Origin of the sequence: Mesorhizobium sp. M1D.F.Ca.ET.043.01.1.1 (assembly GCF_003952385.1) — a bacterium.
Lineage (GTDB): Bacteria > Pseudomonadota > Alphaproteobacteria > Rhizobiales > Rhizobiaceae > Mesorhizobium.
Genome location: NZ_CP034444.1, coordinates 1761757 through 1787983, shown reverse-complemented (window position 1 = coordinate 1787983; position 26227 = coordinate 1761757). Strand labels below are relative to the sequence as shown.

Annotated in this window: 24 protein-coding genes and 3 pseudogenes; 17 read left to right on the top strand and 10 right to left on the bottom strand. The window is 60.9% G+C overall.

The features are described from left to right. Nucleotides 1–129: 129 nt before the first annotated feature. The 4 genes and pseudogenes from EJ067_RS08915 to EJ067_RS08900 form a co-directional block, all read right to left on the bottom strand. Nucleotides 130–618, bottom strand: a pseudogene (locus EJ067_RS08915) (transposase); the annotation flags it as partial. A 253-nt stretch (nt 619–871) separates the two neighbouring features. After that, entirely contained in the window at nt 872–2272 is a 1401-nt protein-coding gene (locus tag EJ067_RS08910; protein WP_126085604.1) for a hypothetical protein, read from the bottom strand. A gap of 1 nt (nt 2273) precedes the next feature. Then, nucleotides 2274–3419, bottom strand: coding sequence for an MFS transporter (locus EJ067_RS08905; protein ID WP_245468291.1), 1146 nt, complete (start codon nt 3417–3419; stop codon nt 2274–2276). A gap of 166 nt (nt 3420–3585) precedes the next feature. Beyond that, the gene (locus EJ067_RS08900; RefSeq protein ID WP_245468225.1) at nt 3586–4311 is read right to left on the bottom strand and encodes an AraC family transcriptional regulator; all 726 of its coding nucleotides are present in this window, start codon (nt 4309–4311) and stop codon (nt 3586–3588) included. 432 nt (nt 4312–4743) lie between these two features. On the opposite strand from EJ067_RS08900, the gene EJ067_RS08895 reads away from it, so the two are divergent. Beyond that, on the top strand, nt 4744–5724 hold the full coding sequence (locus tag EJ067_RS08895; RefSeq protein WP_126085602.1) for a class I SAM-dependent methyltransferase: 981 nt from the start codon (nt 4744–4746) through the stop codon (nt 5722–5724). 112 nt (nt 5725–5836) lie between these two features. Next, nucleotides 5837–6757 carry a LysR family transcriptional regulator gene (locus EJ067_RS08890; protein WP_126085601.1) on the top strand — a complete coding sequence of 307 codons (921 nt, stop codon included), beginning with the start codon at nt 5837–5839 and terminating at the stop codon, nt 6755–6757. A gap of 251 nt (nt 6758–7008) precedes the next feature. Here the strand turns inward: EJ067_RS08890 and EJ067_RS35190 are convergent, their stop codons facing one another. Next, nucleotides 7009–7227, bottom strand: a complete 219-nt coding sequence (locus EJ067_RS35190; RefSeq protein WP_245468224.1) for a hypothetical protein — start codon at nt 7225–7227, stop codon at nt 7009–7011. A gap of 256 nt (nt 7228–7483) precedes the next feature. Between EJ067_RS35190 and EJ067_RS08880 the strand changes: the two genes are divergently transcribed. The 12 genes and pseudogenes from EJ067_RS08880 to EJ067_RS34500 all read left to right on the top strand — a co-directional run bounded on the left by EJ067_RS08880 (nt 7484) and on the right by EJ067_RS34500 (nt 18550). Next, a complete protein-coding gene (locus EJ067_RS08880; protein WP_189510503.1) occupies nt 7484–7696 on the top strand; it encodes a hypothetical protein in 213 nt (70 codons plus the stop codon). Nucleotides 7697–8414: 718 nt separating this feature from the next. After that, entirely contained in the window at nt 8415–10946 is a 2532-nt protein-coding gene (locus tag EJ067_RS08875) for a copper-translocating P-type ATPase (RefSeq protein WP_126085600.1), read from the top strand. Beyond that, a complete protein-coding gene (locus EJ067_RS08870) occupies nt 10943–11320 on the top strand; it encodes a cupredoxin domain-containing protein (protein WP_126085599.1) in 378 nt (125 codons plus the stop codon). The genes EJ067_RS08875 and EJ067_RS08870 overlap by 4 nt, the downstream gene beginning before the upstream one ends. A 10-nt stretch (nt 11321–11330) precedes the next feature. Beyond that, nucleotides 11331–11588, top strand: a complete 258-nt coding sequence (locus EJ067_RS08865; RefSeq protein ID WP_126085598.1) for a DUF2933 domain-containing protein — start codon at nt 11331–11333, stop codon at nt 11586–11588. Next, nucleotides 11585–12265 (top strand): isoprenylcysteine carboxylmethyltransferase family protein, encoded by a 681-nt coding sequence (locus tag EJ067_RS08860; RefSeq protein ID WP_126085597.1) that lies wholly within the window; start codon nt 11585–11587, stop codon nt 12263–12265. The genes EJ067_RS08865 and EJ067_RS08860 overlap by 4 nt, the downstream gene beginning before the upstream one ends. A 4-nt stretch (nt 12266–12269) precedes the next feature. Then, on the top strand, nt 12270–12722 hold the full coding sequence (locus EJ067_RS08855; RefSeq protein ID WP_126085596.1) for a hypothetical protein: 453 nt from the start codon (nt 12270–12272) through the stop codon (nt 12720–12722). 4 nt (nt 12723–12726) lie between these two features. Then, the gene (locus tag EJ067_RS08850; protein ID WP_126085595.1) at nt 12727–13434 is read left to right on the top strand and encodes an ABC transporter ATP-binding protein; all 708 of its coding nucleotides are present in this window, start codon (nt 12727–12729) and stop codon (nt 13432–13434) included. A 4-nt stretch (nt 13435–13438) separates the two neighbouring features. Continuing rightward, complete coding sequence (locus tag EJ067_RS08845; RefSeq protein WP_126085594.1) at nt 13439–15802, top strand: ABC transporter permease; 2364 nt, start codon at nt 13439–13441, stop codon at nt 15800–15802. A 5-nt stretch (nt 15803–15807) separates the two neighbouring features. Beyond that, complete coding sequence (locus tag EJ067_RS08840; protein WP_245468223.1) at nt 15808–17037, top strand: HlyD family efflux transporter periplasmic adaptor subunit; 1230 nt, start codon at nt 15808–15810, stop codon at nt 17035–17037. A gap of 138 nt (nt 17038–17175) precedes the next feature. Then, nucleotides 17176–17316 (top strand): annotated as a pseudogene (locus EJ067_RS35185) (2-oxo-hepta-3-ene-1,7-dioate hydratase); the annotation flags it as partial. A gap of 8 nt (nt 17317–17324) precedes the next feature. Then, nucleotides 17325–18115 (top strand): annotated as a pseudogene (gene hpaI, locus EJ067_RS08825) (4-hydroxy-2-oxoheptanedioate aldolase). 252 nt (nt 18116–18367) lie between these two features. After that, a complete protein-coding gene (locus EJ067_RS34500) occupies nt 18368–18550 on the top strand; it encodes a hypothetical protein (protein ID WP_189510876.1) in 183 nt (60 codons plus the stop codon). A 410-nt stretch (nt 18551–18960) separates the two neighbouring features. Here the strand turns inward: EJ067_RS34500 and EJ067_RS08810 are convergent, their stop codons facing one another. Both EJ067_RS08810 and EJ067_RS08805 read right to left on the bottom strand, forming a co-directional pair. Continuing rightward, nucleotides 18961–19482, bottom strand: coding sequence for a ferritin-like domain-containing protein (locus EJ067_RS08810; protein WP_126089555.1), 522 nt, complete (start codon nt 19480–19482; stop codon nt 18961–18963). Between the two features lie 95 nt (nt 19483–19577). After that, on the bottom strand, nt 19578–19664 hold the full coding sequence (locus tag EJ067_RS08805; RefSeq protein ID WP_126089554.1) for a KGG domain-containing protein: 87 nt from the start codon (nt 19662–19664) through the stop codon (nt 19578–19580). 527 nt (nt 19665–20191) lie between these two features. On the opposite strand from EJ067_RS08805, the gene EJ067_RS08800 reads away from it, so the two are divergent. Next, a complete protein-coding gene (locus tag EJ067_RS08800; RefSeq protein WP_245468222.1) occupies nt 20192–20428 on the top strand; it encodes a hypothetical protein in 237 nt (78 codons plus the stop codon). Between the two features lie 310 nt (nt 20429–20738). Here the strand turns inward: EJ067_RS08800 and EJ067_RS08795 are convergent, their stop codons facing one another. After that, on the bottom strand, nt 20739–21038 hold the full coding sequence (locus EJ067_RS08795; protein WP_126085593.1) for a DUF982 domain-containing protein: 300 nt from the start codon (nt 21036–21038) through the stop codon (nt 20739–20741). Between the two features lie 892 nt (nt 21039–21930). On the opposite strand from EJ067_RS08795, the gene EJ067_RS08790 reads away from it, so the two are divergent. Further along, nucleotides 21931–22842, top strand: coding sequence for a hypothetical protein (locus EJ067_RS08790; RefSeq protein WP_126085592.1), 912 nt, complete (start codon nt 21931–21933; stop codon nt 22840–22842). 925 nt (nt 22843–23767) lie between these two features. Here the strand turns inward: EJ067_RS08790 and EJ067_RS08780 are convergent. After that, nucleotides 23768–24616, bottom strand: a complete 849-nt coding sequence (locus EJ067_RS08780; protein WP_126085590.1) for a PRC-barrel domain-containing protein — start codon at nt 24614–24616, stop codon at nt 23768–23770. A 417-nt stretch (nt 24617–25033) separates the two neighbouring features. After that, nucleotides 25034–25324: a hypothetical protein gene (locus EJ067_RS08775; protein WP_126085589.1), complete on the bottom strand. Its 291-nt coding sequence runs from the start codon at nt 25322–25324 to the stop codon at nt 25034–25036. 330 nt (nt 25325–25654) lie between these two features. Between EJ067_RS08775 and EJ067_RS08770 the strand changes: the two genes are divergently transcribed. Next, on the top strand, nt 25655–25849 hold the full coding sequence (locus EJ067_RS08770) for a hypothetical protein (protein WP_126085588.1): 195 nt from the start codon (nt 25655–25657) through the stop codon (nt 25847–25849). Nucleotides 25850–26227 lie beyond the last annotated feature (378 nt).

Here is a 26227-nt window from a genome sequence, read left to right as displayed (position 1 = left end):
CTGTGCGGCCGGTCGTCGGGCGACTGTAACAATCAATGCAACGTACCGAGCTGATGCCGACGCGACCCCGAAAAGCCTTAGAATCTGCTCGAACGTAACGATGTTCTCAGGCGACGGCCTTAAGCCCTGGTAGGTCCAGGGCAGAAGATCGCCGATCTGGCTGTTTGGGTGGCCGTTGACGATCCTGGTGAGCACCTCGGCGAGGTAGTGGCTCGACGTCGTTCAGTTTGCAGGTCTCGATCAGCGAGCGACGACGGCCCAATGCTCGGCGCCGCCGTCAGTGCCGGCAAAGAGGGCGTTCTTGCGGTTGAGCGCGATCGGGCGGATCGACCGCTCGACGGTATTGGAGTCGATCTCGAGGCGGCCCTCATCGAGGAAGCGCGAGAGTCCTTCCCATCGGGAGAGCGTATAGCGCATTGCCTCGGCGAGCTTGGTCTTCTGGCTAATTAGGCCGAGCTTCTCGTGCAGCCACAGTTTGAGCTCGGCCAGGATCGACCAGCTCCTTTCCTGGCGCACGGCAAGACGTGCGTCTGCCGGCTGGCCGCGGATGTCGTCCTCGACGCGATAGAGTTCTGCGATGCGCCGGAGCGCCTCGCTCGCGTTCGGCGCTGGCCGCGCGCAAGTAAGCCTTGGTGCGATAGGGATTGTCTCCGCGCAGCGACGTGCGACGTGCGTGTTCCTTTTGGAGGCTGGCGACTGTCCGCGGATCGGTTTTGGCCATTGTCGAGGCAAATGGGGCCAATCTCCGCAGGTTCCAATCAGGCCGAGGCAGCGAAGCCCTTAATCCAGCCTTGCTGCCTTTCGCGGAGTGGGGCCACAGATTTGGCACCATTCGAAATAACGTCATCTGCGGAGCCTGACGCATCTCTACTCAGGAGAAAGCCCATTCCGCATCAGTCCGGCTGATCGCCTCGTCTCGCAGCCGTCCGCGAAGCTCTTGCCAAGACGTGTCTGAAACAAAACTCGTCATGCTGCCGCCCGCTTCCGAGAGAGGGAGGTCGCCGAAGCGCTTTATGAGATCGCCGGTTTCGCCGGTTCCGCCATCGCGCAACAGCTCGAAAGGATCGTCATCGCCCTGTATCACTCGATGTCCCCAAGCTCCGGGCACATCGTCGCTGGCCAGCGCGCGTCGAAGATCCGCATCAATGCTCGCGGCTTCGAGCGCTCGATGGACAACGTAACGCATCAGAGGAAAATAGACCGGCTGATGGCTCCCTCCGAGTGTGCGCACACCGGGCAGGATCGACAGAACTAAAAACATCAAGAGTAGGTTGGGAACAAGTGTGCGATTCGCCAGCCGCTCAATGATATCAGGGGCCGCGAGGCGACCCACCTTCGTTCCGGTCGACTGGTTGATGAGTTCACCTGCCTCGAGGCGCAGCGGCAGGCGCCTGCCGTTTTCATAGAACCAGAAGAAGTCGGTACTGCGCGTAAGCCACCCGCTCCAAGGTCCGTCCGCAAGCTTGTCGATCTCGGCAAGAATGTTCGACGCGAGCTTTGGATCTTCCAGCAACCTTGTGCGTAACCATGAATCGTTGTCCGACAGATGATCCGCCACCAGGTCGGCGATATCCTCGTCGTCAATCTGCAGAAAGGCAAAGCGGCTTCCGAACAGGTGCGGCCAAATGCTAAGATTGGCTGCCTTTATGGCATGTGCCGGCCGTTCGAATTCGCCGCTTGGCAGAAGGCCGCGAAGCGTAGCAAGCCCATCTTCCTGAGGGCTTGGCTCTGCGGACACAAGCTCGAATCGATAGGATCCTGGCCCGGTGAGAAGGCTGTATCCGATCATGCGGCTTCGGCTGAGACCGAACACGTTGATCGGCTCCCCGTCGATGGTGAGCCAGCCTGGGCCCTTGCGCGCCCTTTCAGCAAGACTGACGGTCGAGACGGCATATGAGACATAGGTCGAGCACCCATGCGCCGAGAGGCCAAGGAGGCTGAAAATATGCGTGTAGTAAGCTTCCGGGTCCAGGAGAAGAAGCAGATGAGGTCCGGTCTGCAATACGCGCCGCTGTTCAAGTTCCTGGCAGGCCTGCGCGATCGCGTTGTCCCGGAGTCCGTTTCGTTTACCTGCCTTCCTGATCGTGTCGAGGAGCTTGATCATGGCGTGCCCGCGAACTTCCGGCGGATCTTTCGATGACGGCGGCTCGAAAAGGCGAAACGCATAGTCGCGGATCGGCCGTGAGTAATAGGATCGCATCCACGGGTAAAGCATCGCCAGTGATCCGAGGATTTCCTGTTTCGCGTCTCCGCTTGGAGCTAGCTCGTCCACCTCACGTTCCGTTCTTTCGTTGTACGATATCGATGCTCAAGGCGGACACGCCGATGATGAGCAGCACACCGAAGCCGAAGAAAATCGTCGACGGCAATATATTGTCTCCCAAGGCCGCCGCGACGCCGAAAATGACCAATCCGAGCCCGACAGCAAGGCTGTGCATGGCACCTTTCGCCCTGCCCAGAACGTTATCGGACGCACGCGACTGCAATGTGACCTCGACGCTCACGCGGCCCAGATTGTAAAGGAAGCCGAGAACGGCGAAGATCATCAGTGTCCACGGTGAGCGCGCAACGGTCAGCGCCATCAGCGCGAACGCAGTTGAGCCTAAAAGCACAAGACGCAGTGTATGAGCGCTTGTTACTCGTGTCACCCCGGCCAGAACGATCGCGCCAATCAGTGAGCCTGCCGACCATGCCGCCTCGAGATAACCGAAATCCGCAGCCGTTCCTCGCTGTTCCTCGAAGACAAAGCTCGATCCCATCACGCTGACCAGCACCGCACTCGCATAAAGGAGCGCGTACACGGCAAAGAGGCCGACCAGACGCCGGTCGATATTGACTGCAAGACTCCTGGCTCCGCTGGGGCCCTCCGGTCCAGAGTTCAGCCGGGTTAACGACAGGCTGGCAGCCGAGGTGAAGAAGAACACGGCGAGGACTGCGAACGTCAGGGGAGGGGAATGCCTGGCAAGCAAGGAACTGGCAAGCAGAGCTGCCCCAAGACAGCCGGATTGCATCGCGAAGAAGACAGTCGAATTTGAGGTCGCGAGGTCACTGCCGCGCACCACGATCGGTATCATCGATTGCGAGGCGGTAAGCGCCACCCGATCGCAGAAAGCGAAGACCGCGGCCGAGAGGCAGATCGTCACGAACGCGTCCAGATGGAACATTGCGCAAGCTGTTGCGAACATGAGAGCGAAGCGCCCGAGGTCTGCCGCTATGTTCAACCACCTTCGGTCGAGCCGATCCGACGCCAGGCCGGCCACAGGGCTCGAAACAAGCTCGACAATACTGACGACCGCAAGCATCGTCGCCACGCCCGCACTTCCGTGCCCGGCGTCGACAAGAATCCAGGCGCAGGCAATGTAGTACCCGTTTCGTCCGACAGATGCCGACAACGTGCTGGCCAAGAACCCAACGAACACGAAGGACCAAAGTTTAGGCTTTCTGTGGAAATGAATTCGAACTGTATCTGACAAGGACGGCACATCCAACAAGCGGCGCGCTCGTCATACAGTCTCCCGCGAAGTTGGTGCTTTGCCGTCGACGCGGATTTTTCAAATCCTTGCTCAAATGAACTGAGCAGTCAGTCTATATCCTTGACTTGCGTCGAAATTCGATCGGGTTCGTGCCGAAGGCCCGCTTGAAGGCGATCGTAAAGTGGCTTGAGCTCGCGAAGCCGCATTCCAGCGCAATTTGTGTCGCCGACAATTTTGTGGATCTCAACAAGTCCGCGGACTGCTCCAGCCGGCGCTTTGCGATGAATGCATGCGGGGTCATGCCTGTCGACTGCTTGAAGGCCCTGCTGAAATGGAACCGGCTGATGCCAAGCTCTTTTGCCATTCTTGCCAGCGTGGGTCTGTCCTCCGACAATGACTCGATCATTGCCACCACGCGCCTGAGATCAAAAGCCGAGAGACCGCCTTTTGCCGGCTGGACGCAGGTTCGCTTCGACCTGATCATCTGCACGAACAATTGGGTGACCTGGCTCTCCACCATCGTTATGCTGATCGGGTCAGGATATCTGAGTTCGGCCGCTATCTTCTGCAGCGCCATCTCCATGGTCCCGTCACGAATTCCGATCCAGGGCGGCAGCCCCGCCGGGTGGTGGAAGGTTGATGCCCCAAAAGCCTGCTCCGCGAATTCCTGCGCGATCGAAACCAGAAGATATGACGCGCTAGCATCGCCCTCGTCCCAACCGACCCACTCGCTATCGGCAGGGATATAGATGATTGAGCCGGGCCGTCGCACCGAGAAGGGGATCCGGCGCCCATCGATGAAGTCTTCTCCGCGCCGCGCCGCTCCCTTCAGGTTCATCAGAAACGTATGTCTAGTCTGAGCGATCCTCGTTTCCTGACGCTCAAGGCCAGTCCTTCTTATCAAGTCGACTCTAATATTACCCCAGGTCCCGCTCTGATGCGTAAGGGTCTGGTGCCTTGAAGGGCGGATCATTTCAGGATTGACGCAAAAAGTCTCTGCCAAGCGAAAATGGTCTCCTTTAGAGATACCTTCTCCATCGGTTTGTGTCGAACCTAGGGTTGCCGGACAATTCACAATTAATTCTAGGTTGGTAGATGATGTGGCTGGATCGAAAAAACGGCAATCACGTGAAAGCTGTCTGTACCGCCACGGTCTATCCGTCGCCTCCGCTTATACTCGGCGGAAGACAATATTAAGTGGAACTAATCTTCGTTTCTCTGCCGAGCCTTAGGCGTCTCACCGATCAACGGTTGTGGGAGGCACACAGCGATGCGGGGACTCGACGACTTTCTGGCCGAATGCGACCGGGGCCCGCGAATTAACCAACTCACCGACTTCTTCGCGGCAACGGCAGCCGGGGAGAGCGGCATGCCGGTCCGAAGACCTGTGGTCGATGCCCGACTTCTTCCGAGCGATGATCTGCTTCGTGATCTGGTCGGACTGCATGCCGTGCGGCAAGGGTTTTTCGACCGGCACTATCACGGCAGCATTCCCTATCGTTTGGAGGAGGAATGCCGGATGGCTTATGCCGTGATGAAATACGCACGACAATTCGGCACCCCGCTATCGCTGTATAGCCTTGGGACAGCGGAGGGCACGATGGCCAGAACGCTGTCCGAGCTGTCTGGCGGACAGATCCGCAGCCTCTCATGCAGCCCGAATGCGGAAAACTACAAATGCTTCATGGCATATGGCGAGCCGCCCGACGCCGAGTTCTTCATCGGGCCGTTCCATCGATTGACCAAGGACGTGCTCGGTTCCGACACCCGGTTCGCAAAATTCGCTTCAGGATTCGACGTGATTCTCGAGGATACCACCTTCCAGATGTATTCGCCCAACAGGGTGCAACAGGTCGAGTTTGTGGCACAACACCTGAAGCAGGGTGGTATTTTCGTTTTCGTCGAGAAATTTCGAGCCCGTGACAACGACGACTACATACGCCGTGAGTACCAGAAGGATTTTGGCTTCAAGGCGCGGTACTTCCCCCCGGACGAAATCGAGAAGAAGAAGACCGCCGTCCTGACGACGATGTTCAACAACGAGGTGACGCTGGAAGAGATGTTTCATGCGGTAGGTGCGCATTTCAAACACTGCGTCATGACGTGGAATAGCGGAAATTTCTGCAGTCTCGCTGCGAGCAACAGCAGGGAAAATCTCAATCTCTACCTTTCGCAAATGGAGGACCCCGCCATTCCTCATGAGTATGTTTATGAGACTGAGCGATACGTCGGCTCTAGCCAGAAAAAATGATGTGTGGGCCCGGTCGTCCAATTGAGTGTCGGACCGCGGCCGAAACCTTGCAAGAAATTCGATCCCGTCTCGCGTATGCAGACATGACCCTTAATACACGCAAAGCCAGCTCATGACGCGAAACGGCAACGCCCTGCGGTTGCTGTCCTACGCCTTGGCAGCGGCGGATCACGCCAGCCTGCGGCAGGCGGCAAGGGAACTGCGAATAAGGGAGTCCAGCTTAAGTCGCAACGTCGTCAAGCTCGAACAACTTCTGGAGATGCAATTGTTCGACCGCGACGTCCGTGGCGTTCGTCTGACCGAGGCGGGCCGGGCTTGGGTCGAGGCGGTGCGGGATCACTATGAGCGTTTACTCGACGCGGTCACTGAATGTGCTCGCAACGAGGATGCAAAGACGCTCCGCATTGGATTATGCGCCGTGAGGGGAGGCGAATTCCTGAGGCAACTGCTCGCTCGGTTCAGCGCCCTACATCCCAGAGTTCGCTTTACCTTGGAGGATGTTCCCGCGGGGCAGTGCTTGGCTGCAGTGCGCCAGCGTCGCCTCGACATCGGCTTTTCCCACGGGCCTTGTCCGGCCGTGTCCTGCAAAAGCGAGATCTTGTGGCGCGAACGGCTCTTTGTTCTGCTGCCATCCGGTCATCCACTGGCGGGAAGAAAGGCTGTCGCGTGGCCCGACCTTGCAGGCGACCGCTTGCTTGTACCTATCGGACTGGAGGGATCGCCTTTGGACGTGCTGTTGCTCGAAAATATCGGGCAAAAGGGCGGCCCTACCATCGAGATATGTCGCGCAAATCAGGCGACAATCAATTTCAAGGTGCAGCTTGGGCAAGGTGTGGCTTTGGCGGTGGAAAGCTATGCCAGAAACGTCGGCGTCGATTCTGCGACATGGAAACCCGTTGAAGGGCAAAGCAGCGTCATTCCCATCTGCGGCGTTTGGCTCGAATCCAACCCAAATCGCGCCGTCTTGCGGCTTGCCGGGATTGCAAGAAACATGACGGCTGCCCAAGTCGGGACAAAGCCCAGCGCCTCCTGAGCTAGCAATGCGACTTCATCGATCGCCAGACTTGGAAATTGGTTTCGACCAGGCCGACCACGTCAAGTCAGCTTTTAGCCCGGAGTTCCCAGAAGCCGACGTTCCGCTACCGGTCCAAACCAGCCGCTTCATAGCCTTGGTCAATCGTGCTTGGGCCTTCGATCTTGGATGGGACTGTCGGTTTCAGGTACCCAGCGGCAGCCGCGGCAGAGCAAAGTAGTCCAGGGTTTCAAACCATCACGAGCGAGCAGTTAAGTCAGATGCTGCCGCGCAAGGACTTCTTCTTTGCAAACGTCCATATTCCATAGGGCCAGATCGAGGGAACGGATGCCTTTATCCCCTACGACAAGATCGATCGGAATCTTGACAAGCTCCCAGCGGACAAGAATGCGAAGATCGTGCTGTACTGCCGCAGTGGCCGCATGAGCGAGATCGCCGCAGACCAGCTGTCGAAACTCGGTTATCTGCATGTGAGTCATCTATCGGGCGGGATGATCGCCTGGCAGGCTTCGGGACACGCGCTCACAGAACATTAGCTTCATGACGCTGAAAAGCCCGCCGCCTATTGGGAGCGGTTGCCACTCGAGCGCTACATCCCTGAGGAATCGACCACTCGTCTGGATAAGCGCTCGACGGCCGGATTGTTCGCCAGCGCCACGGGGTTTTTCCTTCGCCTATGGCCCGCAACGTGAGATAATTCAAATGCGGCGCTTGAGGGCGGCGGCAATGCCATTGTCACGCTACGGCGGTATCTACGGACCAGCCGAGCTGGACTTGCTCCAGCGGGTATTTGACCGGTTGTGCGATGAGCGCCGTCTAGCCAAAAAGGACAGGGAACAGCGGAACCAACTGGCGGCGGAAGTCATCCACGTTTTCGACGACGGGGTCACAGAGGAAGCCGACCTGTTGCGTGCCATGTCCAAGCGGCGCCGGGCCTAAGCGCTCCCACGCAAATTCAACCTGAACACTTCCAAGGAGTGCTTGCCTTGCGCGGGCTTGCTTGCGGCTCCTTCAACTGGGGTCGATCGAATTGACGTACGTCAAAGCGCATTTGGGCTGAGCAAGCGAACATGCGGAATGTAAAGAGCTTGGAAGCCCTGCTGTGCTTGGACGATCTTGTCAGATCTGGCAGCGAAACCATCGGACCGCAAGTGGTTCCTTCGGTGCGATCCTTCTTGCGTTCGGGCTTGCTCTTTTCCTGTCGCTGATGCCTTCGGGCCACGCGCGGGCGCACGAGTTCGGCGCCTCGCAAGGTGTTTTGTCTGCCAGGGTCGTTCCATCAATTGCCGGCTGCCAAACCGATCCGGCGACGTGGGCAGCGACCGTCCTTTCGGCATCTGCGGGGGACGATTCAGGCTGTCATCACGGCGCAGCCCACGCCAATTGCGGCCTCTGCGCGGGTGGGCATTGTTTCGCTTGTTCGGCTGCAGTTCTTGCGGCGGGATCGGATATCAGCATTGCACCGGAGCCTTACGCTCCGGCGTTCCTCGACCAATCTGGCTTCGCGCTGACAAAGCCTGACGAAGCCTTTCGGCCTCCTCGTTCCGTTCTCTGACGACCTGCTCGACGAGCAAATCTCACGCTTGTCGACCGGGACCGCTCTTTGCGCTGGGCCAACGCTGGCTCCGGTCGCGAACGAATTTCGAGGAGAAAGCCCATGAACATGCGGACAGAAGCCGCAATCCCTGACTACCCTCCTGGTGGCCTGGGCGGGGGCCCCGAGTCGCTCACTCTCCGCATTGGCGGAATGACTTGCGCCCACTGCCCGCCAGCGATCGAGAAGGCCGTTCGCGCGGTCAAAGGGGTGCAGGCCACCTCGGTCAATCTCGCCACGCAGACGGCGAAGGTCGACTATGATCCGGCCCAGGCGAAGGTCCCGGAAATCCTGCGTGCCATCCGCTCAGTCGGTTACGCCGCCGGTACGGCGACGATGCGCATTCCCATCAAGAACATGCATTGCGCCTCATGCGCTACGCGCGTGGAGCTGGCGCTGAAGATGACCCCGGGCGTGGTCGCCGCCCGCGCCAGTATGGCGCCCAACGCCGTCGACATCGAGTATCAGCCGGAACGGACCGATTTCCAACGGCTGCGGACCTCGATCGAATCCTCCGGCTACCGGGTCGCCGAGCCGAAGGTGAAACCCACGGACGAGACGCTGGACCCTGCCGAGGCGGCGAACGAGCAGGATTACCGCAGCCTGATGCGGAGATTCTGGCTCGCCGCCGTCATCTCCCTCCCGGTGATGGCGTTCAGCTATCCCGATCTCATTCCGGGACTGCGCGAGTGGATGCCCATGGGCAGTGGCACGCGCCGGGTCGTTTGGGCATTGCTCGGCGTGCTGAGCCTGCCCGTCCTGCTGTGGTCCGGATCGCAGTTCTTCGTCGGCATGTGGGACGCGCTGAAGCACCGCGCGGCCAACATGCACACCCTGATTTCGATCGGGATCACGGCGGCGTTCCTCTATTCGGTCGTGGCGGTCGCATGGCCCGGGATCTTTCCCGACATGGCGCTGGCCGAAGTCTTCTGGGACGTGACCGACGTCGTCGTTGCCCTCGTCGTGTTGGGTCTTGCCTTGGAGATCAAGGCCAAGGGCCGGACGTCGCAGGCGATCAAGAAGCTGATCGGGCTGCAGGCGAAGACGGCGAGGGTCGTGCGCGACGGTAAGGAAATCGACCTCCCCGTGGAGGAAGTGCTGGTCAGCGACACGGTCATTGTCCGTCCGGGCGAAAAGATCCCGGTCGATGGCAAGGTGAGTGCCGGATCGAGCGCGGTCGACGAGTCGATGATCACGGGCGAATCCATGCCGGTCGAGAAGCAGACCGGTGACGAGGTCATCGGCGGCACGCTCAACAAAACCGGCAGCTTCCGCTTCACCGCGACGAAGGTCGGCAAGGACACGGCACTCGCAAGCATCATCCGCATGGTGAAGGACGCGCAGGGGTCAAAGGCGCCGATCCAGCGCGTCGTCGATACCGTGTCGGGCTATTTCGTGCCCTCGGTCATGATCGTCGCAATCCTGGCGGCCGTGGCCTGGTATGATTTCGGGCCTGAGCCGCGGCTGATCTATGCCACGGTCATCCTGGTCACCACGCTCATCATCGCCTGTCCCTGCGCGCTTGGCCTCGCAACGCCGACCTCGCTCACGGTCGGCATCGGCAAGGGAGCGGAAAACGGCATCCTGATCCGCTCCGGCGACGCATTGCAGGCGGCCGAGAAACTCGATGCGATCATCCTCGACAAGACGGGCACGATCACCAGGGGTGAACCGGCGCTTACCGACGTCGTCGTCACGCCAGGCCACGAAGAGACCGTCGTCCTGCGGCTCACCGCTTCCCTGGAACGGGGCTCCGAGCATCCGCTGGCCTCGGCCATCGTGAAGGGTGCCGGGGCGCGGAAGATCGAGCTGGTCGACGCTGAAGGTTTCGCTGCCGTCCCGGGCCACGGCGTCAGTGGTCGCATCGACGGCCATGACGTGCTGTTCGGCAACGCCAAGCTCATGCGCGACCGTGGTGTTCCCGCAGACGTGCTGTTGCCGCAATGGGAGCGTCTCGCCAATGAAGGAAAGACCCCGATGTACGTTGCGGTCGATGGGCAAGCGGCCGGGCTGATCGCGGTCGCCGACACCGTGAAGCCGGACTCCAGGGCGGCGATCGAAATCCTGAAAGGACTGGGCATCGAGGTCGTGATGCTGACCGGCGACAACGAGCGTACCGGTCGCGCGATCGCACGCGAAGTCGGCATCGACCGCGCGCTGGCGGAGGTTCTTCCGGACGACAAGGCGCACGAGGTGCAAAAGCTGCAGCTCGAAGGCAAGTCGGTCGGCATGGTCGGCGACGGCGTCAACGACGCGCCGGCGCTCGCCCAGGCCGACGTTGGCTTCGCCATAGGCACCGGAACCGACGTCGCCATCGAGGCGAGCGACGTGACGCTTATCAGGGGCAGCCTGATGGGCGTGGTCACGGCGATCGAGATCAGCCGGGCGACGATGCGCAACGTCCGGCAGAACCTCGTCGGCGCGTTTGGCTACAACGCGCTTGGCATCCCGGTCGCGACGGGCGTGCTCTACCCGTTCATCGGGCTTCTGCTCTCTCCCCTGATCGCCGCCGCCGCCATGGCCTTCAGTTCGGTGACCGTCGTCACCAACGCCAACCGTTTGCGCTTCTTTCAGCCGAGGAGGACAGGCACATGACACCCGACCGCTGGATAGTGACCTTCGCCGGAATGGGCCTGGTCGCGTTCATCATCTGGTTCTTCTGGCTCAAGCGTTCGAAGGGCATCCATGCCGCGGAAACGAGCGGCGGCTACCAGGAGGCGATGATCCTCGTGAAGGGCGGCTACACGCCCGACACGATCGTCGTCCGCGCCGGCCGCCCGGTGCGCCTGAACTTCCGCCGAGAGGAGACCGCCTCCTGCTCGGACAAGGTGATCTTTCCCGATTTCCAGAAGAGCGCCGACCTGCCGACGGGTGAAACCGTCGCCGTCGAGCTGATGCCCAAGCAACCAGGCGAGTTCGGATTCTCATGTCCCATGGGCATGTTCCGCGGTCGCCTTGTCGTCGAATAGGAGACCCGCAATGTCGACACATGACCACCCAGACCACGACCACCCGCAAGGTTCTTTTCTGACGTCACGAGCAGGACTGGTCCTGCTCGGCTTCCTTGCGATCGGCGGGTTCCTGCTCTTCACAGAACACCGCGCCCATGTCCTTGGCGCGTTGTTCTATCTGCTGCCATTCGGTTGCCTCTTCATGCACTTCTTCATGCATGGAGGACATGGCCATGGCGGACACGGCGGTCACCGCAACCAGCCCGACGAAAGGAACCCGTCATGAGCGCCGACACGCAAGCCTATGGCCTCTGGAGCCTGGTCATCGTCAATTCCGCCGTCTTCATCCTGTTCGCCTACAGCTTCTTCAAGCCGACGACGACCCGTGACTGGCGCTCGTTCGGCGCGTTCAGCGCCTTCCTGGTCGCGCTGTTCGCGGAGATGTACGGCTTTCCGCTCACCATCTACTTGCTGTCGGGCTGGCTGCAGTCGCGCTATCCGGATATCGACTGGTTCTCGCACGACGCCGGGCACCTCTTGGAAATGATGTTCGGCTGGCGGGTCAATCCGCATTTCGGACCGTTCCACCTGCTGAGCTTCGTCCTCATCGGCGGCGGGTTCTGGCTGATCGCGGCCGCGTGGCGGGTTCTCTACGACGCGCAGCAGAACCGCTCCCTCGCGACCGGCGGACCGTACAGCTACGTGCGCCACCCGCAATATGTCGGCTTCATCCTGGTGATGCTCGGCTTCCTGTTTCAGTGGCCGACGCTGCTGACGCTTGCGATGTTCCCGGTGCTGGTCGTCATGTACGTCAGGCTGGCGCGGGCCGAGGAGCGCGAAGCGATCGCCGAGTTCGGCGACGCCTATCGCAAATACATGGCACAGGTTCCGGGATTCATTCCGAGGTGGGACCGGCTGTCTGGCGGTTCGGTCGGCGGCTCCGCCAAGCCGGATCGGACCTAGCGCCATGACACAGCGCCGCCGATCCTGGCCGTTCTCGGCAATCCTGCTCGCCGTCTTCGGTGTGGCGCTCGTCTGCATTGGCGCCTTCTTCATGTTCGTGCGACCGCCGCTACTGCCGGAAGACATGCGGTTCATCGGCGTGTCGCTGGAACAGCTCCAAGCCGGAGCATCGTGGCTTGAGCGCGTGTTTCAGGTGCTCGGCGGGTATGCCATCGCCTCGGGCGTTCTGACCGTCACGATCGCCGCGACGTCGTTCCGGCGGCACGAGCGGATCGCCGTTCCGGGCGTGCTCGCCGCCGGCGTCGCCTCTATCGGATGGATGGTTGTGGTCAACTTCCTCATAGGATCCGATTTCCGGTGGGTGTTGCTGGCAGTCGCGATCCTCTGGGCGGCGAGCGTCTGCATGTTCGTGATCGAGATCAGGCAAGCCGCCATGCGCGCAGGGGGAATCAGGTAGCCCCATGTCCAACGCTGTCTTCACCGCAAAGGACCTCACCAAGACCTACGTCTCCGGCGAGACGCAGGTGCATGCCCTGCGCGGCGTGAACCTGGAGATTTCGGCAGGGGAAGTGGTCGTCTTGCTCGGCCCGTCGGGCAGCGGGAAATCGACCTTGCTCAACATCATGGGCGGTCTCGATCACGCGACCAGCGGCGAGCTGTCATTCAAGGGTTTGCGGCTGACCGATCTGGACGACCGCGGACTGACATCCTATCGCCGCCGTTACGTCGGTTTCGTGTTCCAGTTCTACAATCTGATCCCCAGCCTGACGGCCTACGAGAACGTCGCGCTGGTCACCGAGATTGCCGACGATCCGATGCGTCCCGAGGAAGCTCTCGCCATTGTCGGGCTGGAGCCGCGCATGCATCATTTTCCGGCGCAGATGTCCGGCGGCGAGCAGCAGCGCGTCGCCATCGCCCGCGCGATCGCCAAGCGTCCGGAGGTGCTGCTCTGCGATGAGCCGACAGGCGCGCTCGACTCCAGGACTGGCGTTCGGGTGATCGACGCGCTGATGAAGGTCAACGCCGAGCTCGGCACGACCACCGTCATCATCACCCACAACGCCATCATCCAGGAAGTCGCGCACCGGGTTCTGTTCTTCAGCGACGGCCAGATATCGAAAGCCGTCACCAACGAGGCCCGGCGCGCCGCGGCCGAGTTGCAGTGGTGAAAGCATGCGCGCGCTGGACATAAAGCTCTTTCGCGACCTCGTCCGCCTTTGGGCGCAGGCGCTCGCCATCGCGCTCGTGGTCGGCGGCGGGGTGGCAACGCTTCTGCTGGCCGTCGGCTCCTACCGTTCTCTCGACGAGACGAGGACTGCCTACTACGAGCGTTACCGCTTCGCCGATGTCTTCGCCACCGTGCGGCGGGCACCGAAGGCCCTGGTCGACCAGATTGCCGAGATTCCCGGCGTGGCGGCCGTCGACGCGCGGATCGCGCAATTGGCGCTTCTCGACATACCAGGCCAGACCGCACCGGCTACCGGAATGGTCGTCTCGCTGCCCGAGATCGGCGAGCCGAAGCTCAATCGCCTCTATATGCGTGCCGGCCGCACGCCCGATCCGAGCCGGGAAGATGAGGTCGTCGTCAACGAGAACTTCGCCGAAGCGCACCGGTTCACTTTGGGCTCGAACTTCGGCGCAATCCTCAACGGCCGCAAGCGCGACCTGAGGATCGTCGGCATCGCCCTTTCTCCAGAGTACATCTATGCGGTCGGCCCTGGCGACATTATGCCGGACGGCCGCCGCTTCGGTGTCATCTGGATGTCCGAACGGACCCTTGCCAGCGCCTACGATCTGGAAGATGCCTTTTCGTCCGTGTCGCTGAAGCTGCTGCCGGGAACGTCGGAGCGCGAGGCGATGACGCGTCTTGACGACCTGCTGGACCGCTATGGCGGGCGCGCTGCCTACGGGCGCAAGGACCAGACATCGCATGCCTGGCTCGATCACGAGCTCGACATGCTCAACAATATGAGCCGCACGCTGCCGCCGATCTTCCTGCTGGTCTCGGCGTTCCTGGTGAACCTTACTCTCAGCCGCCTCGTTTCCCTCGAGCGCGAACAGATCGGCCTTATGAAGGCGCTCGGCTACCGCAACGCCAGCGTCGTCCTGCACTACCTGAAATTCGTGGGCATCATCACGGCGGTCGGCATCGTTATCGGCAGCGTGGTCGGCACTTTGCTCGGCAGCTATGTGACCGGAATATTCGCGGACTTCTTCCGCTTCCCCTTTCTCCTGTTCACCAAGAGTCCCGATCTCTACGTCGCAGCGGCGGGATTGAGCGTGTTTGCCCCGGCAATCGGCGCGCTGCGCGCCTTGCGCGAAGTCGTCAATCTGGCCCCTGCCGTCGCCATGCAGCCTCCGGCTCCACCGGTTTTCCATCGAACGCTGCCGCTCAGCCTCAGTCTGGCTGGCCCTGTCTCGCAGCCGACGAGAATGATGCTGCGCAACATAGCGAGTCATCCAATTCGGTCCTTTTTTACGGCGTTCGGCATGTCGCTGGCGACGGCGATCCTGATCGTGTCGCTCTTCACGGGGGGCACGATGGAGCAGCTCATCGACGTCACCTACTTCCTCGCGGATCGACAGGACGTGACGGTAAGCTTTTTCGAGAAGCGTCCTCGGGAAGTGGCCTTCCAGATTGCGAGGCTTCCCGGCGTGCTGAACGCGGAGCCCTATCGAGAAGTCCAGGTTCGTATCCGGAACGGCCATGTCGAGCGCCGCATCATGATCCGCGCCAGGTCACGCGGGGCGGAGCTCAACCGCATCATCGATGCCGACCTGCAGCCTGTAGTGCTGCCGGAATCGGGCCTCGCCATCTCGGACATGCTTGCCAAGATCCTGAAGGTGCGGGTTGGCGACACCGTCGAGGTCGATCTGCTCGACGGGGAGCGTCGGACGATCACGCTTCCTGTGGCGGCGCTGGTCGAGGACTATCTCGGAATTCGCGGGATGATGGATCAGGAAGCGCTGGCCAGGCTGCTGCGTGAAGCGCCGAAGGCGAACGGCGTCAGCGTCAGCCTGGACAAGAACAGGCAGGATGAGTTCTACGCGGCGGTCGAGGCCCTGCCGGTCGTGAGCAGCCTGGCTTTGCAGACGGCGTCCCTCGCCACTTTCCGCGACGCTGTGGCAATTCTGGTCACCACGATGTCCAGCATTTACACGGGGCTCGCGGCCGTCATCGCGTTCGGCGTGGTTTACAACAACGCTCGTGTCTCCCTATCCGAACGAGCCAGGGAACTGGCAAGCCTTAGGGTGCTTGGCTTCACGCACGGCGAGGTGCTGCGCATCCTTCTGCTTGAACTCGCGCTGTTGACCCTGATCGCGCAGCCGCCGGGCTGGGCTATGGGCTACGGTCTTGCCTGGATCATGAAGACGAACCTTGCCGGGGAACTGATGCGGGTGCGGCTGGTCGTCGAGCCTGCAACCTATGTTTTCGCCAGTGCGGTCGTCATTGCGGCGGCTGTGTTCTCAGCACTGATCGTCCGCAGGCGAGTCAATCGGCTCGACCTCGTTGCCGTTCTCAAGACGCGGGATTGAAGACCATGCGTGGCAAATCGATGACCAACTGGATGAAGAGAATCGGCGGCATTGCTGCCTTTGGCCTGATCGCCGCGGTGGCGGTCTGGTTCGCATGGCCGCAGCCGATCCCAGTCGACCTGGCGACGGTGGCCAAGGGCCCGATGGAGGTCACGGTCGACGATGAAGCCAAGACCCAGGTACGGCACCTCTATACCGTGTCGGCGGCGATCGCCGGCAAGGTTCTCAGGATCTCGCCGCCGCGTCATGTCGGGGATCAGGTCACCAAGGACCAAACCGTGGTGGCGGTGATGCAGCCGACCACCCCCAGCTTTCATGATGTTCGCACACACGAGGAGTTGCTCGCGGCACTGGGCGCGGCCGAAGCGGCCGTGACGTTCGCGGAAGCGGAAGTAAAGCGGCTCGAAGCGGCACTCGCCTATTCGCGTACAGAACTCGATCGGGCGGAAAAGCTCGCCAAGACCGGGGCGATATCGCAGGGGGCTCTCGACAAGTCGAGGTTCGAAGGCGATACCAACGAGGCGGCCTTGGCGAGCGCGAAGGCGCAGGTCGAAGTCCGGCGCAACGAGAAGGCGATGATCCAGGCGCGGCTCGGCCAGCCCGTCGACGATGTCGCGCAATCCGATCCGGCCTGCTGCATCCAGCTTCGTTCGCCAGTCAGCGGCCGCATCCTGAAGATCGTTCAGGAGAGCGAGGGCATGGTCCAGCCGGGCGCGCCGTTGGTCGAGATCGGCGACCCGCTCGATCTGCAAGTGGTGGCGGACCTGCTGTCGACCGATGCAGTCCAGATCAAGCCCGGTGCCGCCGTCCGGATCGACGGCTGGGGAGGGACTGCACTTCAAGGCAAGGTGACGCGTGTCGACCCCGCCGGCTTTCTCAAAATCTCAGCGCTCGGGATCGAGGAGCAGCGTGTCCATACGGAGATCGACTTCGTAGACCCTCCCGAAAAATGGTCGCAGCTCGGGCACGACTATCGCGTGATCGTGCACGTGACCAGTTGGCGGGACGACAATGTCCTTACCGTTCCGGTGGCCGCGCTGTTTCGAACGGGCGATGACTGGGCGGTGTACCTCGCCAAGGCCGGACGAGCGCGTACGACCGTGGTCAAGATCGGCCACCGGGACAACAAAATGGCTGAAGTCGAGTCCGGCCTGTCGGAAGGCGATCGGGTCGTGCTGCACCCGAGCGACCGGGTGAGCGACGGCATAGCCGTGCGCGAGCGGAATGCTGAATAATCCAGGCGCTGACCGTCAGCCTTACCTTGAACAGTCCGGCCGGCCGCACTCATCGGCAAGCGGTCTCGCCCAGGAAGGCGCTGGCATGGAGCGTGAAGGCGACTGCCGCCGCGATCCACGCGTTAACTCGATGCCCCACTTCATGCTATGGGCGGTGGCCTGAAGAAGGGACAAATAGTCCTGGCCGGCTCCTTCACGCGTCCTGTCGATATCGCGAAAGGTGATGTCATCCAGGCCGACTATGGCCCTGTTGGCTCCATCGGCGTGTCGTTCGTGTGAGGTGCCAGTTGGATCATCCCGTCAATCGGTTCAAGCAGAAGCTCCTTGCCGGTCAAAGTCAGATCGGCCTGTGGTGTGGCCTGCCGGAAACTACGCCGCGGAAATCGTCGCGCCTTCAGGTTTCGATTGGCTCCTGTTCGACACGGAACATTCCCCGGGTGACGTTCTGACCGTCCTGCCACAATTGCAAGCGGTCGCATCATACGACGTTTCCCCAGTCGTCCGCCCGGCCATCAACGACCCCGTTCTGATCAAGCGCTTCCTGGATATCGGCGTCCAGACACTGCTCATTCCCTACGTTCAGAACGCGGAAGAGGCGAAAGCCGCAGTCGCGGCCGTGCGATATCCTCCGGATGGAATTCGTGGTGTTTCTGCCCTGACACGCGCCACTCGTTTCGGCCGAGTTGCGCACTATGCGCAAAATGCGGAACGGGAAATTTGCCTGTTGCTGCAAGTTGAGACGCGGGAAGCGCTTGGCAACCTCGAGTCGATTGCCTCGGTAGACGGGGTGGATGGCGTGTTCCTAGGACCGGCAGACCTTGCAGCGAGTTTCGGACACAGGGGCCAACCGGGCCACCCGGAGGTGGTCGATGCAATTGTCGACGCGATTGAACGCCTGAAAGCGTTGGGCAAGCCTGCGGGCATTCTTACCCCGGATGAGAAGTTCGCGGCACGGTGCATCGCACTGGGAACACTATTTACTGCCGTTGGTGTCGATGTCGCTTTACTGGCGAGGGGATCGGAAGCACTCGCGGCACGATTTGCATCGCAAGGAGCGGTCCGCGATGCCGGAACGTGATGAACTCCTCACTGAAATCGCAGCGACGGGAGTTATCAGAGCGGCGGTCAACATGTCGAATGCCGCACTTGTCCAACTCGATCCGGTGACAGGCGTTCTAACAGGACCGAGCGTGCAGATCGCGATCGAACTTGCGGATCGGCGCGAGCGAACCAGGCTTCGCATCATGTTACCCAAGCGCGGCGTTCGACTTCGTCTGGTGCGCGGAACCTATTCGTTCGACGGAAGTTCTCGACCATTGGGGAAAATTCTATGGCAGAGAGCAAGCAAGAGCGCGCCGCACGCGTACAGGCGGAGAAGCAATTTCGTGTGCGGTTCCTGGTGCGCGAAACGGGCATCACGGAAGCGCAAGCCCGCGACCTTGTCGAGATGATTGGCATTGATCCGAACTCGCTCCTTCGCGAGGCGCGCCTTCTGGCGAGGAAGCAGACCTAGGATTATCTCCACCCATTGCTATTGCGGCAGTGCACTTGTGACTTGCGCGGTGTTGCCGTGGCCGGCCGATCGAGCTCGTCAGGATTATCACGACCGGGACCGCGCAAGCGGCAAATTTCGAGCGCTCACGCCCGAGCAGGTTCGGGAACTGATCGGCGAGCATGGCGACGATCACAAGACTTTGGCGCGCGAGGCTAGGAAACTGTGGGGGTGACTAAGCATTCCGGTGCTCGGCAAGGGCCGCTATTTTTCGTCCCCATGAGGACGGATGACTCTCCCGACGACCGAATAGGGGTCGCGTTCCTGAAGATCTGCGACATGAGATCAAGGAGTCGCGGCCTCGGCTGAAACGAACCGAGGCCGCATAGTCAGCCATGCCCTTAGGATACGAACCCAGGCTAGGAAGCGCCTTATGCGGCTGACTGCAAGGCCCGCTCGTTCGCACCACTTTCGCCGAGCCTGGTAAGCGCCTCGTCGGTAGCGGACTCTTCCTTAAGGGTCTCGCGCAGCAGCGGCACGGCATCCGTCAGGCCTAACTGCTCCGCCCAGGCGATTAGCGTGCCGTAGCGCGCGATCTCATAATGCTCGACCGCCTGGGCGGCGCCGACAAGCCCCGCATCGAGTGCCGGCTGGTCTTCATATTCCTCGAGGATCTCCGATCCCTCTTCGAGAATGCCGTCGATCGCCGGGCAAGTCTTGCCCCTGGCGGCCTTGCCGAGCAGCTCGAACACCTGTTCGAGTCGATCGACCTGACCCTCGGTTTCCATACGATGCTTCTCGAAGGCAGCGCTCACCTCTTCGGATTGCGCCGCCTTTGCCAGTTTCGGCAATGTCTTGAGTATCTTTTTCTCCGCGTAATAGATGTCCTTCAGGCCGTCGACGAAAAGGCTTTCGAGGCCGTTTGCCGTGCCGGTCGAGTTTCTCCTTGGCATCGCTTTGCTCCGTTGCTTCCGTTTGATCGCGAAATCACGTGGTCGTTCAGGCAAGAAAAACGGCGCCTGCAATGACAGGCGCCACTTTCGAAGGTTTAGGACTGGCCGCCCTTGCGGCCGGCCTCAGAGGCACGCTCACGGCCTTCGGCGAAGTTGCCACTCCCACCCCTCTCCTGACCCATGTTGCGGTCTTCAGCCTGCTGCTGCTCGTCACGCTGACGCTGGTCATCGCGGTTCTTGTGGCTCTGCTGGCCGGCCTTTGACGTGCTTTTCGTGGGCTCCGTCTTGATTGGGCATATTACTTGCTCCTTCGGTTGTGGAATTGGGATCAACGAGGTTCGACGGGATCCGGGTCCCTTGGAAGTTGGCCTCCTTGAGTAGGAACAATCGCGCCGCGCGACTGATGTTCCTGACGAAATATTTCGTGAATTCCGGCCGCGCATCCCAGCCGCCAGGACTGGAAGCCAGGTTCCTTTAGTCCTCGATATAGGGGTCGGACTAACGACCCGATTTTGGCTTTCGCGTCCTTCGAGCGTTCGGAGATCGCCGGACCAGCCCCGACGTTTTCTCGGTGGCTGGGTTAGGCGGCGCTCGTGCTGTACGGAACTTCCAGCGGCCTGGCTTTACAGCCGTCCCGTCTCCGTTGCCGGTGAGAGAAGCCACGCAGCGACCCCCGGACCTGAGCTTGCGCATGCGTGCCGGTTGCACCATGCTGCGCATCATGACCGCCAAGTTTCTGGACCACAAATTGGAGTGCCCCTTTTGCGGCACCATCCGTCTGCAGATTCCGGCCGATGCGCAGCCTACGACTCCCATCAGCTGCGCCGAGTGCGGCAAATATCTTGGCACATGGGATGAGCTTCAGACTGACTTCGAACGCCAAGGCGGGACCGATGGGGTGTTTCGTCTGGATAAGGGACGCATCCGAAAGCTCGATAGCCAATAGGAGCCTCACCGCTATCGACGTAACACCAGGCCTGCCTTCCGCCAGCCGCGAGAGTCTGGCTCCGCTATAGTGAAGAAGACCCAGGAAATGAGCTTTCATCTGCCGCTGTCGTAGTCCGAGTTCGCCGATGTGCTCGGCCTTTCAGTGGTCCACATGAAAAGGTTATCGGGCACGCCGCGGCGCATGAACGTGATCAACTGGACAAACCATCTCAACACGTTTCTGGATTGGGCTGGCTCGTCGAGGCGCGGATTTCGGCCTGACCTATCTCATCAAGGACCGCGAGCCCTGATGAGCGGCTGACAGCCGCTCATTTGGGACGAGATTTGTTGTTCGACCACAACTCATCGAGCATGGTAAGCGCCGCACTTCGATCGGCCGGTTTCAGCATGCCTTGTTCCGCAGCCGCCTTCTTGAACGCGGCGAAGGCGATCGCCGGGCGGCAGATTCCGTTAGCCGCGTCATTCACGAGGTGCACCGCCCTGAGATAGGCCGGCGCGTCCTTGTTTTTCCATGCCCCGCCAAGCGCCTTTTTCACGTCGGGGATCGATGCGACCACCATCGTGCCACCGTTCACGAACCGGATGGTCAGAGGCAGAAACCTGCTCATTCGTCTTCACCACCCCAGCCATTCGTGGGTGCGCCAGGCGAGGCCGATGAAGGGCGCCGCGGTCAGAACTATTGCCGCCAGAACGATAAGGGGATTGTTCGTCCGAAGGGATTGCATATTGCCACCACGCAGATCTGGATCGCCATAGAACGAAGGTGGGACCGGCCGGTTGCATCCGATCGGTTGGAGGCGAGCTACATGTTGCTTCCTGGCCGGACGGGCGGTGCCGGATGATGTGGCGGTCGCGGCCCTGGAGGCATGGCCAGCGAGGCACGGGTCGGCCTCGGAGGGCGAGGTGAGGATGGTAGCGAGCGGCGTCGCAATGTGGGCGACAGCATAGTACTCAGGTTCGAACGTCCATGGACTCTTTCTGAAGAGCTCTTCCAATCCACTCCGACTAACACTACGGACCGGCCGCCCGGATTCGGCCCGCTGTCCGCGGTTCCCGACAGCGAGGTTCGCGGTTGGGTCGTTTTCAGCAGCCTGGCAATGCTGCTGATCTCGCAGGTCTGGCGGAGGAGGCGTTGAGCTGCCCTAGGTGTTTCAGCCGCGATATTTGGCCCATGCCACTTTAGGGGGAACTAATATACAGTTTCGAAGTTTGCTTTGCAGCGGCACCGGCCCTGACCCGGCGCAGGATAACGGATCGGCCACGCTCCTAGCTGGGGCGGGGAAGCGAAGGCCTTCGGGCTGCGCAGATCGCCAAATAGATCGCGCACCCTATTTCAATTTCGCTCGCTAAACCTTTGGAACGAAAGCCAGTGCGCGGAATTGGTATTTCGTCTCGAAAATATAGGAGGTTTCTATGGGACGCGGTATATTACTTTGGCTGCTCGGAGTTCCGATTCCGATCATCATCCTGCTCATGCTGTTCGCACGGTAGGAGCTTCACATGAACCCCGCAGTTACTGAGGTGGAAGTCTCCGGCAAAAAGGAATCGTCGTCACCTGCCGTAAGCTGGGGCCCGATCGTGGCGGGCGCTTTCGCTGCGTCGACACTGACGGTGATCCTGATGCTGATCGGCTCTGGACTTGGGCTGACGATGGTGTCCCCTTGGACCGGCGCAAGCGCATCGGCCACCACTTTCGCGGTTTCGGCCGCGGTTTGGCTGGTCGTCGTGCAATGGCTCTCGGCCGGCCTGGGTGGTTATCTGACCGGCCGGCTACGGACAAAATGGGTCGGTATCCATGACGACGAAGTCTACTTTCGCGATACGGCGCACGGTTTCCTTGCCTGGGCAGTGGCAACGTTGCTCGTCGCCGGCGTCCTTGGTTCCGCATTGTCCGCAACGGTTGGCGCAGGTGTGCAGGCTGCGTCCAATGTCGCGGCCGGCGCAGCAGCGGGCGCTTCGTCTGCGGCCACGAATGCGGCCGCTGGAACAACCGACAACAACAGCCTGGGCTATTTCGTCGATACGCTATTCCGGCCGGCCGAGACCGGCACCGTCGCGGCAACCGGACAGAACGATGCCGCCGTAACGGCGCAGGCTACACGCATCCTGGTGGCAAGCGCCGCCAAGGGCGAAGTATCGGCCGAGGATAAGGCCTATCTTGTGAAACTGGTCGCTTCCCGCACCGGGCTTTCGGAAGCCGACGCCGCCAAGCGCGTCGACACCGTTCTCGCAGCCGTCGATGACGCCAAGAACAAGGCGAAGGCGGCCGCGGACACGGCCAGGAAGGCGAGCGCCACTTTCGCGCTGGTCGGCGCCCTGTCGATGATCGTTGGCGCTTTCATCGCCAGCGTTGCCGCAGCGCTCGGCGGCAAGCAACGAGATGAAGACGAGGCACTGTTCGTTCGCGGCTGACGGCCACTCGCAATCTTGCCGCCCCGGAGCGGTTTGGTTTGATCGAAAAACCGAACCGCTCATCCTCCGACCTTGGCGTTCGTGCGGTCTTGCCGGCGCCCTTCGATCTCGTACGAAAAGGCACAGGGCAGAACACCGAGGTCGTGCCGCGCCGCCGATCGACGGCCTCGTGGTCCGTCAACTCGATCCGAAACGGCTTGTTCCGGAAAGAATTTCAGCCAACGTGAGAAGGCCGAAAACGATCATTTGTTATTGACCATTTGGTTTCGGCGCCGGCGGTGGTCAAAGTCTGATGCGCGTGGCGCAAGAAATATCGCCCTGATCAGACAGCCGCGCTCGCGCGGTCGAATTGCCGGCACGCCGATCCATCTCAAGCGCCGAGGTCGACCGCGACCCTACCGTCAGTGTCAGTCGGTGGATGCTCTATCTATGCTGGCGGGATCGATCTTTGCGAGGCGGACCTTGGCCTCGGCGACACGCTGTTGCGCTGACCTTATCCTGCTGCAAAGCGCGAGATTTATTCCGACGCCACAGTCCTCATCCAACATCTTGTTGGAACGTTCGAGGGTAAGCTCCGCTCGGTTAAGACGTTGCCTTGCCCTAGCCAGTTCCAAAGTCAGAAAATCCATTCTCAGTGTATCCGTCGTTCGCGCTCCCTCGAGTGGAAGCCCTTGCTGCTCGCTTTGGTTGCGGGCGCGAGCTCGCAGCTTGCGGCGCCCTGACTAATCCGAGCCATCGGAGCCAAACTGCTAGTGCCGGCTCCGGGCGAGCAGCTTCTCACTTGTAGAAATCAGTGAAGGCCAAGGAAGCTCAATATGGCGATTATGATGACCACTGCTCCTACGAGCCAGATGATATTGTTCATGGTCTCTCTCCTGAAGTTTAGCAACGCCCGAGCCGCAGCCGGCGCGGGGGTATTTCGACCTTACTGCTTGACGACGATGCGCTGCTTGTCGCGGTTCTGGGCGTAAGTGCCTTTGTCGTAGGCCGTTTGCGCCTCCAACTGGCCCTTCGTGAAATTCGTGTAGAGATAGCGGTTGCCGTTCTTGTCGGTCATGAACTTGAGGTTCTCCATGCCGACGGCGACCTTCTTTTCGCCGATGCCGAGAAAGCCCCCGACATCCACGATGATGGCATCAACTTTCTTGTCGCCGGTCAGGATGACGTCGCCTATTTCGCCGACCTTCGCATCGTCCGCGCCATAGACCCTGGTGCCGATCAGTTCTGTCGCGCTGATCTTGCCGGACGGCACATCGGTCAGCGCCGATTTGTCGATAGAGGCGGTCGCGGTCTGGTCCGTCTTGGCAGGGGCCGTTTGGTTAGCCGTGCTGGCGGCGGGCTGGGTGTTGTTGGATGCCGTCTCATAGGCCTTGGTGTCGAAGTTGGGCTGAGCCTGAAGCTCTTCCTTCGTCGTCTTGGCGACGATCCGGCGCTCGCCTTTCTTGTCGACCCATTCGATCTTCCCGAAATCGTAGGCGACATTCTTCTCGCCGACGCCGAGGAATCCCCCGACGCCGATGACGATCAATTTGGCTTTGCCGCCCTTGTCGAGGACGATGTCGTTGACGTCGCCGATTTTGGTCGCATCATCGGCCGTGCTGTCATAGACCGCCGCGCCCATGATCTTGGACACGAGGCTGCCATCGGTCACCGGTGCGACGACCGCGGCTTGGGAAGCGGGCTTGGTCTTGTCTTCAGCGTAGGCGCCGGCGGTGTAGAGCGCAGTCGACAGCAGCGCGGCGGTCGCCGCGGTCACCAATATTTTCCGGATCATCGTAGGTATCCTTGTTGTGGTTGCCTGGTTGACGGACCGCCGTTCTTTTGCCGGCGTCGCTTTCGACCAACGGGAGCCATCGCCTTACGTTCCGCGCCTGGGCCTAGGGTCCCAGTCGCCCGTAGACGGAAGCCCTAGCTTGGTACGCAGACAACCATGGCGCTGGACGACCTGTACCCCGACAAAAGGTGGGCCTGAAGGCGTGGTGCCGTCACTTGAGCAGGTCGGCAAGTCGGGCAGCCGAAAAAATCGGACTATTTCTGATTCCGCCAGACTACCTGACGCTTCCATCTGATGCCCGCCAGCGCGGTCTGGCGCTGGTGGGAGTGGGATATGGTCGGGTATGACGGCAAGCTCGCTGGTTAGGGGCCGCGCTGGTGGTGGCGGCATTGATGCTACCGATAAGACAATAGAGGCTCAGTGGTTGTCGGTGCTGTTGAGGCTGCACATCCGTATCAGCCACGGCCCGTCTGCCCGCCGTTCGAAGACGGCAAAAGATGTCCCGTTGCCTACTTCCAGCCCCTCCGTATATGTGGCCAGGCACCAGGCGAGATCGTGGGAACTGCCTGCATGTATCACCGTCATTTCCTTCTCGGTCGCTTCACCGTGGCCATGCGTCCAGGTTGCGTGGAGAGATTCAATTGCGTCACGGCCAAAGTTGCAGCGGGCGCGGCGGATACCCGCCACCTGCCCGGCGTCATGGGGCATGCGTCAGGGTCCAGGCGGCGCCTCGCGGCCACTTTTCCGGTTGCTCGGGCTGCATTCGAATTGAGAACATATTCCTGTCCGGCAAGGGGCCGCTTGACTCTTTTGTTCTCATTTCGTTCACTGCTACCCATAAGCGCCGAAATCAGACTACCTAAGTCCGAATATGTCACGCCGCCTGGTGTCCAGAACCTGTCCGCGAGCACGACGGCAGTAGGGATGCAGGTGGGGGGGTCGCCAAGCCCTAGCAGGCGCCGCACTGGGTTTCGAACACCGCGGCGAAGGTGAGAAATTCCTGTAGGAGCGCACCGATGTCCCGTCATCAATTCGTGCATGCTGCTGAGAAACGTGGGCGGGCTAAGCCTCGATCCGAACACCGACGAGGTGCTGAACGGTCTGGCCGCCGAGATGGGCAAAATCAAGCCGGAATTGGTGGCGGGGATCGTCGGCGAGTGGCTGATGGCCAACGCCTATCTTCCGGTGCCGCATGCGCTGGACCAGGAAAGCGCGGTAGAAGGTAACGCATGATCATGGCGCCAAAGCACGAAGGCGACTAGGCTGATCGCGAGATCGATTTGCCAGCAGGCGATGGAGCCGGGCTTTCAAGCGATCCTCGACTGCATGCTCGATGCCGGCTGGCAGCGCGGCGAGGTAATGCGTGTTACGCCGTCTGATCGCCGCCGACACCATGACGCAGAAGGAAAACGCCAAAGTTGAAACCGAGTTGGCAATGGCGCCGGCGATGATGCGCGTCGGGACACACTTATAGCTCAGTTGCCCCCCTCGGCAAACTCGCCAGGGAGGTCGCCTTCAAAATGGGACGCGATATATGCTGCTCAGTTAGCCCGTATTAGGTTCGGGCTCCGGAGGCGGCGTATTCGGGCCGGGGCAATCAGACAATTGCTC

Coding starts and splice junctions, on each gene's coding strand:
- EJ067_RS08900 (WP_245468225.1), bottom strand. CDS start 4,311: ATGAACCTGAAGGGAGCGGCGCGGCGCGGAGAAGACTTCATCGATGGG.
- EJ067_RS08895 (WP_126085602.1), top strand. CDS start 4,744: ATGCGGGGACTCGACGACTTTCTGGCCGAATGCGACCGGGGCCCGCGA.
- EJ067_RS08890 (WP_126085601.1), top strand. CDS start 5,837: ATGACGCGAAACGGCAACGCCCTGCGGTTGCTGTCCTACGCCTTGGCA.
- EJ067_RS35190 (WP_245468224.1), bottom strand. CDS start 7,227: ATGCAGATAACCGAGTTTCGACAGCTGGTCTGCGGCGATCTCGCTCAT.
- EJ067_RS08880 (WP_189510503.1), top strand. CDS start 7,484: ATGCCATTGTCACGCTACGGCGGTATCTACGGACCAGCCGAGCTGGAC.
- EJ067_RS08875 (WP_126085600.1), top strand. CDS start 8,415: ATGAACATGCGGACAGAAGCCGCAATCCCTGACTACCCTCCTGGTGGC.
- EJ067_RS08870 (WP_126085599.1), top strand. CDS start 10,943: ATGACACCCGACCGCTGGATAGTGACCTTCGCCGGAATGGGCCTGGTC.
- EJ067_RS08865 (WP_126085598.1), top strand. CDS start 11,331: ATGTCGACACATGACCACCCAGACCACGACCACCCGCAAGGTTCTTTT.
- EJ067_RS08860 (WP_126085597.1), top strand. CDS start 11,585: ATGAGCGCCGACACGCAAGCCTATGGCCTCTGGAGCCTGGTCATCGTC.
- EJ067_RS08855 (WP_126085596.1), top strand. CDS start 12,270: ATGACACAGCGCCGCCGATCCTGGCCGTTCTCGGCAATCCTGCTCGCC.
- EJ067_RS08850 (WP_126085595.1), top strand. CDS start 12,727: ATGTCCAACGCTGTCTTCACCGCAAAGGACCTCACCAAGACCTACGTC.
- EJ067_RS08845 (WP_126085594.1), top strand. CDS start 13,439: ATGCGCGCGCTGGACATAAAGCTCTTTCGCGACCTCGTCCGCCTTTGG.
- EJ067_RS08840 (WP_245468223.1), top strand. CDS start 15,808: ATGCGTGGCAAATCGATGACCAACTGGATGAAGAGAATCGGCGGCATT.
- EJ067_RS34500 (WP_189510876.1), top strand. CDS start 18,368: ATGGCAGAGAGCAAGCAAGAGCGCGCCGCACGCGTACAGGCGGAGAAG.
- EJ067_RS08810 (WP_126089555.1), bottom strand. CDS start 19,482: ATGCCAAGGAGAAACTCGACCGGCACGGCAAACGGCCTCGAAAGCCTT.
- EJ067_RS08805 (WP_126089554.1), bottom strand. CDS start 19,664: ATGGGTCAGGAGAGGGGTGGGAGTGGCAACTTCGCCGAAGGCCGTGAG.
- EJ067_RS08800 (WP_245468222.1), top strand. CDS start 20,192: ATGCTGCGCATCATGACCGCCAAGTTTCTGGACCACAAATTGGAGTGC.
- EJ067_RS08795 (WP_126085593.1), bottom strand. CDS start 21,038: ATGAGCAGGTTTCTGCCTCTGACCATCCGGTTCGTGAACGGTGGCACG.
- EJ067_RS08790 (WP_126085592.1), top strand. CDS start 21,931: ATGAACCCCGCAGTTACTGAGGTGGAAGTCTCCGGCAAAAAGGAATCG.
- EJ067_RS08780 (WP_126085590.1), bottom strand. CDS start 24,616: ATGATCCGGAAAATATTGGTGACCGCGGCGACCGCCGCGCTGCTGTCG.
- EJ067_RS08775 (WP_126085589.1), bottom strand. CDS start 25,324: ATGCCCCATGACGCCGGGCAGGTGGCGGGTATCCGCCGCGCCCGCTGC.
- EJ067_RS08770 (WP_126085588.1), top strand. CDS start 25,655: ATGCTGCTGAGAAACGTGGGCGGGCTAAGCCTCGATCCGAACACCGAC.